Genomic DNA, 14,596 nt, shown 5'->3' with positions numbered 1-14,596 from the left:
GTGGCTGCTCTCCCACCAGAGGGCGATGAGGATCGCAGGCCTGACGGCTACAGCGGCGGGTAGGCGTTGGCCAGGAGTTGCCGGAACAGCGCGGGGAACCACTGCCCCTCCACCGGGGCGTTCGGCAGCGCCTGGCCCGGCACGTACGCGCCGCGCGGCTCCGAGAACAGCGGGTTGCACCGCTGGTCGAACGGGATGTTCTCCGGGTTGGGTACGACGTCCGCCGCGCTGGCCCCGTCGGAGACACCGGGCGCCTTGATCCAGGCATAGGCGTCGATGCCGGGCGCGGGATCGGCCCGCGGCCGCTCGCCGAGCCCGGTGCCGGTCTGGTTGCACCAGTTGGCGACGCTGACGCGACGGTCCATCCGGGACTGATCGACGAACGTGTTCACATCGGTGGAGGTGCTCGGCGCCGTCGGGCGGGCCGGGCCGCCCCAGCCGTTGCGGGAGGTGTCGATCACCATGCCGATGGTGGGCGGGAATCCGGCGGCGATCAGCCGGGTTCGGAACGCCTGGGCGAACGACAGTTCGTCCACGTAGTCGTTCCAGTCCACCCAGCGGGTCCACTTCACCGGCATCCCGTAGATCATCGTGGAGGCGGTGAAGAACGGCTCGGTGAGCGCGGCCCACTCGGCGGTGTTCACCGTGAAGCCGTGCACGAGTGGCAGGCCGTCGCCGGTGGCATTGCCGATGCTCGCCAGCAGTTCGGCGGCCGGGCCGAAGTTGTCCGCCCAGCCGAGCCTCCCGTGGTTGGACGCGTCGAGGTAGGTGTACACGTTGGGGATGCCGTACAGGCGGTTCAAGGCGTACCGCACGGCCAGCGGGTAGACGCCGCTGGCGCGGACCGGTTCGCAGTAGATGGTGTACATGGTGCCGGTCGGCATCACCAGGCCCGGCAGGAAGTCCGGCTCGACCACCGCGACGATGCGCAACCGCCGGTAGGCCGGGTCGGCGAGTATCGAGGCGATCGGGTCGACGTACCTGGTGCGGTACACGTTGAGGCCGTCCGACGCGATGGTGAAGTCGCCGGTGCTGGCGTACCGCAGGCAGTTGCGGTCCGGCAGGTCGTTCAGCACGACCTGGATGGTGAGCGGCGTGGCGCCGTTCGCGGCGTCCTGCCGCACCGCCTCGTCGAGGTGCGCCCGCAGCCCCGGCGCCGAGGAGGTGCCCGTGATGCGGGACACCCGGTCCAGCCACACACCGGTCGAGGTCCGCGCCACCGCCGCCCCGCCGGGCTCACCCGCCGCCGCGGCCGACCACGTGGGGTCGACGTACCCGTCGGCCCCGGCGTACGGGTTGTCGACCCGCGCGGGATCCGGTGTGGGGGTGGGACTAGGCGTGGGCGTCGGGGTGGGGGTGGGACTCGGTGTGGGCGTTGGGGTCGGGGTGGGCGTCGGGGTCACCGGCGGGTTGGGACCGAGGCAGCCGACGCCGTTCAGCAGGAACAGCGCGGGCGGCGGGTTCGTGCCGGTGTACGACCCGTTGAAGCCCAGCGTGATCCGCTGCCCCTGGTCCAGCGCCCCGTTGTACGGCAGATTCACCGCCGTCACGTTCCTGCCCGACTGGCTCCACGTCGCGTACCACCCGTTGTCCACCCGCTGGTCCCCCGGCCAGGTGAACGTCAGCCGCCACGAGGTGATCCGCGAAGCCATGTTCTCGATGGTGACGCTCGCCCCGAACCGCCCGCTGCTGTCCCAGGTCTTCGCATACGTCACCCGGCACGTGGCCGGCGGCATCGCCGCCAACGCCGGCATGGCCGCCGCCACTACGGCGCACGCCACCATTCCCGCGACCATCGCCAAGGTCCCTCGGTACCGCGTCCTCCACCGCACCACCACGTTGTGCCTCCTCAGAACCGGGCCACGGAAAACCCCCAAGGCAGAGAAGGGGGGTGACCACCACGATTCGCCCATCACGCACGCCTGTACACCGCGCACCCGGCCGCGAAGCCCCCACGACCAGTCACCCGGCCGCGATCAGCCCTCCTAGCTCGGCAAAGGACCCAGTACCGGCTCCGTCACCCGCCTGCCCTCCTGAAAGCTTCAGCCCTTGGACCGACCGGCGAGGTGGTCCTGCAGGTCGGCGTGGCGGAACTCGTAGGCCGGGCCGACCACGCGGAGCAGCCCCACCCGGTGCGCGTCTTCCAGGAACCGCATCAGGTTCCTCGGGCACTCCTCACGCGCGTCACGCGCGGCCAGATTCCGACAAGGCCGCGGCGTGGCTTGCCGCGGAGGTGTGTGAGAAGGAGCGGCAGGTCGACCGGGTTCGCGCCGAGCGGTGGCGCATCTGCGGGAAGAGCGCATCAAGCCACCGGCCCGGGACCGAATCCGGATCCGGCGAATCATCGGACGGCGCTACGGCAGGCCGAACAGACCCAGACCTCCCGCATCTCCAGCCGGACCCCGGCTGCGGCCATCCCGGCGCTCGATGCCGGCGGGGCGTCGGCGATAGTGTGGGCGTGGAGTACGTGTCCAGAGTGCCGCGTCCGCCGCTGGACGGGCTGATCGACGACCTTTACTACCTGGAGGGTGCGCCGCCGTACGCGCGGCTGACGCTGCCGCCGATGCCGGCGGCGTTGCTCATCGTCAACCTCGGGGCGCCGTTCCGCATCCGCGCCGGCATGGACATCGAGACGGCCGAGTACGCCGACGGCTGCGTGGTCACCATGCCCACCCGCGCGTTCGAGTTCGGCTACCCACTCCGGACCCGGTCAGTCGGCGTGCACTTCAAGCCGTGGGGGTTGGCGCCGTTCCTGCCGATGCCCGCGGCCGAGCTGTGTGACCGGCCGGTGACGGTAGAGCAGATTTGGGGCCGGCCCGCCATCGCTGAGCTGCGAGACCGGCTGGCCACGGCGGGCGGACCGCACGAGATGCTGACGCTGCTCGAGGAGGAGCTGATGCGACGGCTGTGCGAGACCACCGGCCTGGGGCTGGTCCGCCATACGAGCAGCGTCATCGCGGCGACCAGCGGGGCCGTGGCGATCGGTGACCTGAGCGTGGCAGCCGGTGTCAGCAGCACTCATCTGGCGCAGCGATTCAAGGAGCTCATCGGCGTCACGCCGAAACGGCTGGCTCGCACCTACCGCTTCACCGCCACCGTGTTCGCGATCAACCCCGCCGGACCGATCGATTGGGGCGACCTCGCCGGTGGCGCAGGCTACTTCGACCAGGCCCACTTCGGCCACGAGTTCCGGGCGTTCACCGGGCTCACGCCGACCCGGTACGTCGAAGTCCGGCGGCGGTTCCTGCGCGAACATCCCGGCCACGCGTTGGACGGCTGGCCGCTGCCGGCCGATTGATTTCTTACAAGAGCGACAGCTCACGACACGCTAATTTGGGGCACCCCGAAGCAGAGGAGAGCCCCGTGGGCAAGGTGGTCATGTACAGCTCGGTGTCGGTGGACGGCTTCGTCGCGGACGAGAATGACCAGCCCGGACCGCTGTTCGACTGGTTGTCCAGCGGTGACGTCCCATTGGACGAGAGCGGCGAGCTGAAAGTGTCGCAGACGTCCTACGACTACACCCGGGCGTACTGGGACCAGATCGGAGTCACGATCGTCGGCCGCCACGTCTTCGACCTGACGGACGGCTGGGGCGGCAAGCCGCCGAGCGGCATCGACCACGTGGTCGTCGTGTCGCACCGGCCGATGCCCGAGGGCTGGGACCCCGAGGCGCCGTTTCACTTCGCCGACGGCGTCGAGGCGGCCGTGGCCAAGGCGCAGGAGCTTGCGGGTGACCGCATGGTCGAGGTCGCCGCCGGCGACGTCGGTGGCCAGGTGCTTGCCGCGGGCCTGATCGACGAGGTGCGCATGGACGTCGTACCCGTCGTGTTCGGGTCCGGCAAGCGCTACTTCGGGTCGGTCCACGCGCAGCACCTGCTGGAGGATCCTGACGTGGCGATTCAGGGCAACCGGGTGCTTCACCTGCGCTATCGGGTGCGCCGTTGACCGATCTGAGCGGTACGCGAAGAAGTCCACTGCGACCGGTGACTCAAGATCGGGCCTCCGGCTGCGTTCGCGCATCGCTGTCCCTGGTCGGGCAGCCGACGCCGATCCGCCCCAGCACCTCACCTGTGGCAAGTTTCAACTCAAGATCACTGGTTGCCGGTTTTCGTCATATCTTGGCCGACCCCCGAACGGACTTGGCCTGAGCGTGGCCTCGGGACTTCGCGTCCGATCAACGCGCCGACGCCGCAACCTACGTCCGATACTCGCCCAGGGGGTGTGGTCGGGTACCACTCCGGGGACTGGGCTGACCTGGCGAAACAGCCTCAAGATCATCGAACGTATATTGCGCGAGCGCTGACATGCGACTGCCTACGGCTGCAAGATCATTGAGGCTGTGGGCGAAATCCGCAAGTGGATGGTTGTTCAGGCTGGTCAAAGAGTGCCCCCGGCAGGATTCGAACCTGCGGCACCCGCTTTAGGAGAGCGGGGGTGATATGACTGGCTTGTGGACTGTGAGCAGCGGGAATGGGTTACAAGCCATGCTCTGCATGCAAGGTTATCCCGGGGCTGTCCCGTGACTAGTGGGGCGGAACCCACGTCGCTCGATGGCTAGTCGGCCTGGAGGGTTCACAGATCGGCTGGTCCCTGGACGAGCCGTGGGAACTGATTTAGCGGTGGTGCGGCGGTTGCCGACGCGGCCGCAGCGGTACTGACGTCGGGTCCGATGACCACATGATCTTGACGGTGATCGTGTTCGTCGCCACCATCGGCCACACCTGGCGGCAGCTGCCACACGCCGGGGTTTGGGGCCGATGCACCGCCGCTTCGCCGAGCAGGGCGCCTGTCCGGTATGGGCCAAGCTGTACTGCATCCTGCCGGACGAGCTGGGCTCGCGCGGAGAGGTGGACTGAACGTGCGCGATCGACTCGGTCTGCGTACGCGCCGTCACAGAGGACCTGACGAGTCCGAATCCTGTCGACCGCGGCGAGAAAAGGATCGAAGATCCATATCACCACGGAGGGGACCGGTCTGCGTCTGTCGCGATCAGCGTGGCGAACACCCACAACAGCGAAGCGCTGGAGCCACCGTTGCGCGGAATGCCGCCAATCCGCTCCCGCCGTAGTCCGCGCCGGCGCAGGCGCGGCAAGCTCCACGGTGACAGGGGAAATGCTACCTGCACCTGCGTGCCTTTCCCCGCGGGCGAGGCGTCATCCCCACATCGTCCACCGGGGCATCGAGTACAGCCAGCGGCTGGGACGCCACCGCTGGGTCGTCGAGAGGGTGCCGACCTTCTCCTGGCTAGCCGCCTACGGCCGCTTACGCCGGCGCTACGAACGCCGGGCATACCACTTCGGCTTCTTCGCTGCCATCGTTGTCGCCCTCATTTGCTACTGCTGGCTGGCTGAAAAGACGACATCTACGCCACCTCTGCTACACCGTTACGGAGCGTACGAACCACTTAACTAACATCGTAGTTTACAGGATGCAGAGGCACGCTTACAGTGAATCTGCCAGTGTAGTGGACCCCGTGTGCCCATAAAGCTAAATATCTCGGCTGGCTCTAAACGGCCATGCTGAGGGCGACCGAGACGAGGTAATCATTGACTTCACGCCGGTCAACTCTCGCCGACTTTGCTGGAATCCGCTGGAGTCAACTATGGGTCCGCGCCATCGCTATTAGTGCCCTTAGCACATTGTTGCTGACTTCCACCTCGGCAGCGGAAACTGCGGCGGGGCGGGTTCCCGCGGATCTACCTGCAGCGAGACCGGCAGCGCAGACCGCCTCCGTCACCGAACGCCCTGATCGAGTTTCTGCCTCACTTACGGCACGCCTGCAAGGCAAGCGCGTGATCGTCGGGGACGAGACCACCGAGTCGAGCATGACCTATGCGAACCCCGATTCGACCTTCACTCTGGAGAGCACAAGCGGTCCAGTGCGCGTCCTGAAAGGCGATCGATGGACGGCCATCGACACTACTCTCGTTCAAGAGAGCGGAGTTTATAGACCCAAAGCCGCCAAAGCGGATGTGGAGCTTTCAGCCGGCGGCAGAACCGCCGCTTTGGCGAAGTTTATCCGTAAAGGGCAATCGTTCGCCATCCGCTGGCCGATATCTTTACCCGCGCCGCATGTGGCGGGGAACAACGCCACCTATGTCGACGCCGCCGGGCCGGGTGCCGATCTCGTGGTGACCGCTCTACCTGGAGGTTTCCGCTTCGACGTGGTTCTCCGCCAACGCCCGGCAGAGGAAATTGAAATCGATTTCCCCATAGAAACCGAAGGCCTCGAACTTTCCGAGATTTCCGGCGGCGGCCTGAAACTGTCGGACGCCAAGGGGAAGACGGTGGCCTCGGCGCCGCCGCCCTACATGTATGATGCCCCGTCCCACGTATCACGGCGATCCGAGATGGTCCCGCACGCAGATAGGGAGATACCAGCACGGATCATCACCGAAAACGGCCAACGAAAACTGAGGATAAAACCGGATTTCTCCTTTCTTCAAAATCCGGCGACGAAATATCCGGTGACGATCGACCCGACCACCACGCTGCCGACCCTGGAAGACATGACGCTCTTCTCGCCAGGGCCGTCCTCGACGGGCGGCGGCTTCAACTCCGATGGTCCATATCTGACGGTCGGCCAATACGACCAGACCAGCGGCACCACGACCGGCCGGGTCTTCGCGCGCGCGATGCTGGACTTCGACATCGGAGCCTTGACCGGTAAAACGATTACCGACGCCAAGCTGCAATTATGGAGTGATATCGGCTCTGGATGCGTCACAGGAGTGGCAATCAAGGCGCAGCGCATCACTAGCGCATGGAGCCTGAACTGGGGTGGCACCGCAACGACGGCAACAGGTGAAGAGCAGGCCCAGGAGCCGGGCCCGTGCGCAGGGGGACAGGCCCCAACAGGTTTCTCAATCTGGCCGATAACGGAAATCGCACGAGCTTGGGCATCCGGAGCGCCGCAGCATGGCGTGATGCTACGCCTCAGCGAGGAATGGCCCGTCCGACAGGAAAAGAATTATACTCGATCCTTTCACTCCTCGGAGATGATAGGGGTCGGTGCTCATCCACCGCAGCTGATAATCACCTATGGTTCCACGCCGAGCACGAACGGCCTTCGAGTCGCCCCGATAAGCGCCGCGAATGGAACGGTGTACAGCTCGACCACCACACCGACGCTCTATGCAGGCGTCAAGGATCCGGATGGTGGACTACTGCGCGCAGAATTCGAGGTCGAACGAGACCCTGCGGCGGACCAGGGCACCGGTGTGCTCTGGACGGGTGCCGTGAACGATATCCAGGCCGGCTCCGACGCCAAGATCATAATCTCGCCTGCGACGCTGACAGATGGCGACAAGATTCGATGGCGTGCTCGTGCCTTCGATGGCACCGAATACTCGGCCTGGTCCGCTTGGCAGTTCCTTACGATCGATGTCGGCGCCCCGGACTCCCCCACGATCGACTGTCTCGAGCATGCCGCAGACCAGTGGTCCGCACGAAACCGGAACCTGGGCGATCCCACCCCCTGCAATATCAGGTCCATGGCATCGGATGTGACGGGATACAAGTGGGGTTTGGATGATCCCTCGACACCGAACTCCGACGATGTCCCCCTGCGGCCGGATCCCAGCTACAAGGGAATTCAAATTAAGACAGATCCGGCGGATGGCTGGCACACCCTTTATGTTCGCGCCAAGGACATTTCTGGGAACACGTCTCCGGTTGCCACTTATAGCTTCGGCATCGGTCTCGGGGCGATCGTGTCTCCAAAGGACAAGGATCGGACCCAACGAGCCGTCACGCTAACGGCCTCGGCCCCACCCGCCCGGGCCGGTGTGCGTTATGAATATCGCTCGGACTTGACCAAGAACGTCCTGGGTGAGTACGTCCAGGCGTGGCAGACGATTCCGGTTTCCGACGTAGCCAGACCGGACAACACCTCGATCGGGACGTGGCCACAGGTTCGCAGTGACACGAGTCATGACTTCTCCGCCCTGACGTGGAATCTTGCCAAAAGTCTGCGGCAGGCCGGGAGAGGAGCCGGACCGATACAAATTCGTGCGTGCTTCTCCGGCGGATCCTCAGCGGAGGAGTGCACACAGCTGATCACTGTGACCTTCGAGCCCGGGGCGTTCGGATCGTCGTACGCGACCGCCGACTTCGGTCCCGGTCGCGTCGCATTGCTCACCGGTGATTACGCGCTGTCCAATACCGATGCCAGCATTTTCGGTATCAATGTAGAACGCACCCACACGACGCTCCAGCCTCCTACCACACAGCCCGACCCCGATGACAAACGCAGTGCCGAAAAGAAGGTGTTCGGCCCGGGCTGGACCACGTCCTTCCCCGGCGGGGACTCCACGGTGGCCGGATATCAACTGGAAGAGAGTGGGGGCAGCATCGTGCTGAGAAGCCCCGCTGGGGAGACTCTCACGTTCGTCGCGGACGAGGGAAGCACCTACAAGGGCGCGGGTGACGCCGTCGGCATGAGTCTGGTATGGGATTCGCAGACCCAGTACACCCACATCGGTCTGGACGGCGTAAAGACCGTGTTCACCCTCACCAACGGTCAGTGGAACGTCACGAGGATTCAGAGGCCTGGAAGTCAAGAATCCATCGGAACTTACACGAGGGATGCGGCGGGCAGAGTCACCAGGGTGGTCGCGGAAATCGAGCCCGGCGTTTCCTGCGCCGGAACACTACAGCCTGGTTGTCGGGTCCTAGATGTGACATACGCAACCGCGACCACCGCCACCGGAGTGGCGACAAACTGGGGTGATTACGCCAGCCAAGTGAAGCGGTTGAGCTTCACCGCCTACGATCCGGTCACGTCGGCGATGAAGACCACCACTATCGCTACTTATCTCTACGATTCCACGGGACATCTCCGGGAGTTCGCCAATCCACTCAGCGGACTTGCGACGCGGTATTACTACAACAGCGAAGGACGGGTGAATCAAGTAAATCCTCCTGGGCTGGCACCCTGGAAGATGTTCTACGACACCAGGGGGCGCATAGCAGCGGTCCAGCATGTGGGGAGCAATGTACAGACCACCCGGGCCGTGGTTTACGACGTTCCGACGACCGGTCCGGCGGCGCCGGTTGATCTGTCACCGACAGAAACGGCCAGGTGGGGCCAGTATGTGGATCTTCCGCTCACTGGATCCGCAGTATTTCCCCCTTCCAGGGTTCCGGCGCAGGGGGGCGATGGCACATATCAACCCGACGTGAACGATTGGAAATATGGCGTCATCACCTATATGGACGTCAACGGACGTCCAGTGAATTCGGCTTCATTCGGAGCTGGGGATTGGCAAATCAGCGCAAGTCGTTGGGACGCCGATGGTAATACAATCTGGGAGCTGTCGCCGGGCAACCGTGCACAGGTGCTTGACCCCGGACCCGATACGGATCCTTACACCGTAGGGCGATCCACTTCTGCGGAACGGGCTGACCTACTTGCGACGACGAGAGCGTTCAGCTCCGACGGGGATCTGCTGGTCACGGAGGCGCCCGCGCATCTGGTCACTCTGGCCGCAGGGACTAAGGTGTCGGCTAGGCAACGGACGGTTCACGCTTACGACGAGGGAAAACCACAGTCACACGTGAACTACCATCTGGTCACCACGACCACCGCCGGTCCACTGGTCCTGGACGGCACCGCCATCCCGTCCTCCGCTGACACCGGCACAACGAGAACCGGATATGACCCGGTGCAGACCGGGGACGTCTCGGGCTGGGATCTGCTCATGGCGACGAGTTCTACGCTTGTCATGGATGCCGGAGAGACACCTATCACTACTCGCACCCGTTACGACGCGCGGGGGCGTGAGATAGAGACACGGCTGCCGGCGTCAAACGGTTCGGATGCGGGAACGACCAGAATTCACTACTTCACCGCCGGAGCCCATCCGGCCGTCGCGGCTTGTGGGAACAAGCCCCAATGGTCTGGATTCCTGTGTCAGAAAAATCCGGCGGGCCAGCCGTCCGGGCTTCCCTTGCCGCTCAAGACCTATACATACGACTATTTCGGTATGCCGGTGTCGCAAACAGACTCTACTGGCACGGCGACGCGTACCAAGGTCACGAATTATGACCAGAGTGGGCGTCTGATCTCGTCCAGGATCGACGTCGCGCCAGCGGGTTCCGCGGGGACGGCCATACCTGACGCTGTGTACAGCTACGATCCCACCACCGGACTGGCGACCCAGACAGCGTCCGGTGGCCGCACGATCAAGACGACTTACGATGATTTCGGCCGCACGGTGTCGACCACCGACGCCAGTGGCAATGTCGCGACGTTTAGCTATACGCTGGACAGCCAGATCGCGACGATCAATGACGGTCGTGGCACTACCTCCTTCACCTATGGAGGCGTCGACGCCCTCGGGAGAGCCGAGCATCGCGGGGTGCGGACCAGAATCGACGCATCAGGGGTAGGCGTCCTCACGGGGGCGTATGACGCATCCGGGCGGCTCAGCGCGCAGGTTTACCCAAACGGACTGACGGCGGCCAATAGATACGACAACGTGGGACATACGACCAGCCTGAGCTACACGCGGAGTGGCGTGGCATGGCTGAGCTTCCAGGCGGATCACAACATCAATGATCGGTTGGTCGGCCAGTCAGGGCCTGGTAACTCGACTCAAAGATACGGCTATGACGCAGCCGGACGGTTGACGTCGGTAAGTGATACGTACGCGGGAGAGTGCACCACCCGTATGTACACCTTCAGTCTCAACACCAATCGGACCAGCAAGTCCACTTATCCGGGAAACAACGCCGGTGGGTGCACCACCAGCACTACACCACAGGTAGTGAACCAGAGCTATGACCAAGCCGATCGTCTGACGACCTCCGGATACACGTATGACGGCTTCGGTCGCACCACTCAGATTCCCAGCGGCGACGTAACCGGAGGTGCCGCATTAACCGCTGGCTATTTCGTCGACGACATGGTCGCCTCTCTATCGCAGGGCAGCCGGACGAGTACCTTTTCCCTAGACCCCATCGGACGCATCATGAGCGTCAGCACGAGTGGCGGGACGGGTCAGGGAACGGTTACCAACCACTATGCCGGTTCTGATGACAGTCCCATCTGGGTATCGGAGACCGATGGCACGTGGACGCGTAATATAGCTGGCTTCGCCAGCCTGGCTGCGATACAGCGCAGTGATAATACTTCCTCTTTGCAGTTGACCAATCTCCATGGCGACATCGTCGCAACCTCTGAGAACAGTCCTTCAGCCACGGGAATCGATGGATACAACGAACAGACCGAATACGGTGTACCGCGCACGCTGAACGTCACCAGTCCGTCCCGTTACGGCTGGTTAGGTGGTGCCCAGCGACCCGGTGACTCGCTGGGTGGCCTGATTCTCATGGGAGCCCGCCTCTACAATCCGCAGACCGGGCGATTCCTGCAGATTGACCCCGTGCCGGGTGGCAGTGCGAACGCGTACGAATATTGCACCGGGGATCCGATCAATAGAACCGATTTGCAGGGCGAGAGCAGCGAGTGGCAACAGTACAGCGAAACATGGAACGAGAAGGCACTACCGACAATTAAGGCATCCGATATCGAACAGCGATTGACCGCGTTCGAGATTGCGGTTATCACTGGCTACGCGGTCTCGAGAGCGCATTGGGCGCTAGGAGTGATGGTGGGCGGCGCTATCGCCTTCTTCGTCATCATGGAGGTCTACCACGAACGCAAGCTGGTCACTTGGACGCGGCTTTTCCGTCAGACCAGAACGTATTACACGTGCGGCGGCGTGAGACAGCCCTACTGGTGGGCGTGCCTAAGCCCTCGGGTGAAGGCGAAACATTATGAAAGCCGCACCAAGAAGGTGGTCGTCAGATCAATGCTGTACCGAACGTACCGACTTTACTTGTTCCCGTGGGGCGGAAGCTACACGGATCGCGACTTCAACTGGCAAGTCGTGAGCAAGTCACAGTTCGTGCAGATCTCCCCCTGGTACGCATTTTGAGTGCCCGTCGTAGTGAGGAGGGCAACAAGTGATCGATCTCTCCTCTCTGCCGAGCAGGGCGCTGGCACCGGGCGAGCCTTTGCCTTACACCCCGGAAGTTCGGCGCAAGCGAGCACGATTGCTACTGCTTACCTTCTTCGTGCTTCCGTCGCTAGTGGTGATCGTGGGCATAGTCTCGGGTGCTGGCCAAGGGATCAAGACCCCAATGACGGTGGTGGTCCTGATTGCGTGTGTCGTCCCGTCGCTCTTCCTGGTCGTCTGCGCCCCCAAGGGGGCGTATCGAAGACGGGACCTCCTGATATTGGGCAATCGCAAGACGTGCCGGCTCCTGTGGCGGATCGCTTACTTGCCTTATCGCGACTGGCCACCTCGCCCTGATGAAATCCGCCGTATGGAACGAGTGGTAATTCCGGGTAGCGATATGCTGGTATATCGCTATCGGACCATCAGTGCGCAGGAACGGCTTGAAGATCCTGGCACGAAATAGCGGTGACCAGCCATAGTATGGTCGAAGCTGAATTGGTGTGATCGTCCGCCCCAGCTCAGTCGTGAGGATGGGAAAGTAGTGAGAAGCCACCCGAGTGGGAGATGTTCTGGACCTGGCGTAGTCAGACGAGTCCCGTGACGGTGTTCGTTGGGATGGATAGCAAGAGGTCGCCCTCCGAGCGGCATAAGTAGGACGGATGGGAGCGACGAGCACCGTCCTATTGGCGGCGTCTGCTGCCTTCGGGGTGCGCGGGCGGTGCGTGCCCGGACCGGCCGAAGAGCCGCAGCCGGGCACGCTTGCCGACCGGCGCGCCCGGCGGGCCGCGCAGCGGGCCGCCTTTAATAGACGTACAGATAAGTTACTTTACGATCTTGGTAGTGCCGACTGCTGTGAGCAGGTTGGCGGGTGCGGTGGCCTCGTTCCACGTGCGTTCGATGCTGGTCAGGTACGCGGTTGCCGTGCTGGTGTCGTCCTGGGCGCGGATGTGCATCACGGGGGCCTGGGCGGCGGGGGTGCCGTAGGCGTGGAGGTTGACGAGTAGGTCGTCGTCTGCACGGTAGATGGAGTTGTAGAGCACCGTGCGATGTAGGCGGATCTCCACTCGGTCGATGTCTTGTAGCGGTCCGTAGAGCTTGGCGGCGTTCTTGATGCGGGCGGTCATGACGTCTGGACCGATGCCTTCGTCTGTACCGCGGACGGCGACGTGCGGGCTGTGGGGGTCTCCGAGCATGATGCGGACGCGGGCGCCGGCTTGGGCTCGTTCGGCGATGAGGTGGAGGATGCCGGCGTTTTCGGCGAGGAACAGGCCGCTGTAGACGAGGATGTCGATCTGCTGGCGGGCGTCGGCGAAGAGCTGGTGCCAGAGGGCTTGGGGGACGGCCCAGCGGTGGGGGTAGACCGCTTTGACATCGCGGCCGATGGGGCGGTGCGGGTTGGCGGCCTCGGGCCACAGGTCGGACTCGTCCATGTTGAACAGATCGGCGACAGCCCAGCGGTGGCGGGGGTGGGGGATGCGTCCCTTCAGCCATCGGTCGACGGTCTTGGGGTCCACGGCGAGGCTCGCGGCCACGTCGACGGCACGCATGCGGGCTTGTGCGAGGGCGTGGCGGAGGTTGTCGTTCATGCGGGTCTCCTCCTTGGCGGATGCACCGGCACCGCGAAGCTAACACAAGACGTCCCTAGACGTCCCTAAGAGCGGTGTAGAAGTTCCCTGGTCGAGAGCAGGCTCATTGGCGCGCAGCGTGACCGGTAAGGCGGCACGCGAGAGCGGAAAGGGATGCCGATGGGCAAGTTCAACGAGCAAGAACGGCCGGTCATGGACCGCCACCTGCTGGGACTCCGGGACCGGCTCGTATGGCGTGGTGTGGAGGTCCATCACCTGTCCGATCAGGACGACCGGCCGTGTCTGGAGGTGTTCGACATCCACCTTCGTCCGCGCCGGGTGTATGCGCACCTGGCCTTCCTTTGGTTCTTCTGGGGGTCACGCAACGACGAGCGGACGTCCTGCCACGACCTGGACGGCGCGGCCGAGGTTATCGCGGCTGCCGCGCAGGCCGGGTGGCATGAGGGAGAGCAGGCGGACCTGCACAAGATCCTCGACGCCTACAAGTCGTGACCGACTTAGAGGCCGGCGAACCGGTGGGCGGCGGTGTGGTCGGTAGGTGGCTGACCGGATGGCGGGTGTACTCGCAGCTCGCCGATCGGCTACGCGAACGGATCACCTCCAGCGCGTATCCGGTCGGCACCTACCTGCCGTCGGAAACGGCACTGAGCAAGGAGTACAGGGTTGCCCGCAACACGGTCCGGCGTGCGCTGGGCGTCCTCGTGGAGGAGAACCTCCTGGTCGCCATCCGCTCCAAGGGCTACCTGGTGCTGCGCGAGGAGATCCGTCACCTGGATCGGGAGTACCTGTATCAGGCGATCGCGGCAGAGCTGCGCGCGCAGATCGAGTCTGGTCGGTTGCCGTTGGCGGGCAAGGTGCCCAGTGAGCGAGACCTGCGCCGGCACTACGCGGCCTCGCGTACCACGGTCCGTCAGGCGCTCGGGGTACTGGAGAGCGACGGCCTGATCGTCGCGGTTCACGGCAAAGGCCGTTTCGTCCGTCCCGACTGGGAAGGACGTCTCAAGACGTCTAAGTCAGATCCCTAGCTCGGGGCGGAAAGGGGCT

General features: G+C 64.1%; 9 protein-coding genes and 1 tRNA gene. 7 read left to right on the top strand and 3 right to left on the bottom strand.

Annotated features, from left to right (window positions below; all coding sequences use genetic code 11):
* Positions 1-47: 47 nt before the first annotated feature.
* Complete coding sequence (locus ABZU32_RS13810) at positions 48-1,754, bottom strand: glycoside hydrolase family 6 protein (RefSeq protein ID WP_354921867.1); 1,707 nt, start codon at positions 1,752-1,754, stop codon at positions 48-50.
* On the opposite strand from ABZU32_RS13810, the gene ABZU32_RS13805 reads away from it, so the two are divergent.
* The 3 genes from ABZU32_RS13805 to ABZU32_RS13795 all read left to right on the top strand — a co-directional run bounded on the left by ABZU32_RS13805 (position 1,651) and on the right by ABZU32_RS13795 (position 3,945).
* Entirely contained in the window at positions 1,651-1,989 is a 339-nt protein-coding gene (locus tag ABZU32_RS13805) for a hypothetical protein (RefSeq protein WP_354921879.1), read from the top strand. The genes ABZU32_RS13810 and ABZU32_RS13805 overlap by 104 nt on opposite strands.
* Positions 1,990-2,458: 469 nt before the next feature.
* Positions 2,459-3,298: a helix-turn-helix domain-containing protein gene (locus ABZU32_RS13800; RefSeq protein ID WP_354921554.1), complete on the top strand. Its 840-nt coding sequence runs from the start codon at positions 2,459-2,461 to the stop codon at positions 3,296-3,298.
* Between the two features lie 65 nt (positions 3,299-3,363).
* Positions 3,364-3,945 carry a dihydrofolate reductase family protein gene (locus ABZU32_RS13795; protein ID WP_354921551.1) on the top strand — a complete coding sequence of 194 codons (582 nt, stop codon included), beginning with the start codon at positions 3,364-3,366 and terminating at the stop codon, positions 3,943-3,945.
* A 440-nt stretch (positions 3,946-4,385) separates the two neighbouring features.
* On the opposite strand, the gene ABZU32_RS13790 is transcribed toward ABZU32_RS13795, so the two are convergent.
* Positions 4,386-4,448: transfer RNA gene (locus ABZU32_RS13790), tRNA-Arg, on the bottom strand.
* Between the two features lie 1,344 nt (positions 4,449-5,792).
* Here ABZU32_RS13790 and ABZU32_RS13785 point away from each other — a divergent pair.
* Positions 5,793-11,942, top strand: coding sequence for an RHS repeat-associated core domain-containing protein (locus ABZU32_RS13785; protein ID WP_354921548.1), 6,150 nt, complete (start codon positions 5,793-5,795; stop codon positions 11,940-11,942).
* Between the two features lie 28 nt (positions 11,943-11,970).
* Positions 11,971-12,429, top strand: coding sequence for a hypothetical protein (locus ABZU32_RS13780; RefSeq protein ID WP_354921545.1), 459 nt, complete (start codon positions 11,971-11,973; stop codon positions 12,427-12,429).
* A 358-nt stretch (positions 12,430-12,787) separates the two neighbouring features.
* Here ABZU32_RS13780 and ABZU32_RS13775 read toward each other — a convergent pair whose 3' ends face one another.
* Complete coding sequence (locus ABZU32_RS13775; RefSeq protein WP_354921542.1) at positions 12,788-13,552, bottom strand: XRE family transcriptional regulator; 765 nt, start codon at positions 13,550-13,552, stop codon at positions 12,788-12,790.
* Between the two features lie 159 nt (positions 13,553-13,711).
* On the opposite strand from ABZU32_RS13775, the gene ABZU32_RS13770 reads away from it, so the two are divergent.
* Both ABZU32_RS13770 and ABZU32_RS13765 read left to right on the top strand, forming a co-directional pair.
* A complete protein-coding gene (locus ABZU32_RS13770) occupies positions 13,712-14,044 on the top strand; it encodes a hypothetical protein (RefSeq protein ID WP_354921539.1) in 333 nt (110 codons plus the stop codon).
* A complete protein-coding gene (locus tag ABZU32_RS13765; protein WP_354921536.1) occupies positions 14,041-14,577 on the top strand; it encodes a GntR family transcriptional regulator in 537 nt (178 codons plus the stop codon). The genes ABZU32_RS13770 and ABZU32_RS13765 overlap by 4 nt, the downstream gene beginning before the upstream one ends.
* The last annotated feature ends 19 nt before the right edge of the window (positions 14,578-14,596 follow it).

The organism is Sphaerisporangium sp. NPDC005288, from assembly GCF_040607475.1.
Classification (GTDB): Bacteria; Actinomycetota; Actinomycetes; order Streptosporangiales; family Streptosporangiaceae; genus Sphaerisporangium; species Sphaerisporangium rhizosphaerae.
This window is presented reverse-complemented; position numbering and strand designations above follow the sequence as displayed.

Bases quoted from the DNA above. Each gene is read 5' to 3' on its own strand.
- ABZU32_RS13805 (WP_354921879.1), top strand. From the start codon at position 1,651: ATGTTCTCGATGGTGACGCTCGCCCCGAACCGCCCGCTGCTGTCCCAG.
- ABZU32_RS13770 (WP_354921539.1), top strand. From the start codon at position 13,712: ATGGGCAAGTTCAACGAGCAAGAACGGCCGGTCATGGACCGCCACCTG.
- ABZU32_RS13810 (WP_354921867.1), bottom strand. From the start codon at position 1,754: ATGCCGGCGTTGGCGGCGATGCCGCCGGCCACGTGCCGGGTGACGTAT.
- ABZU32_RS13775 (WP_354921542.1), bottom strand. From the start codon at position 13,552: ATGAACGACAACCTCCGCCACGCCCTCGCACAAGCCCGCATGCGTGCC.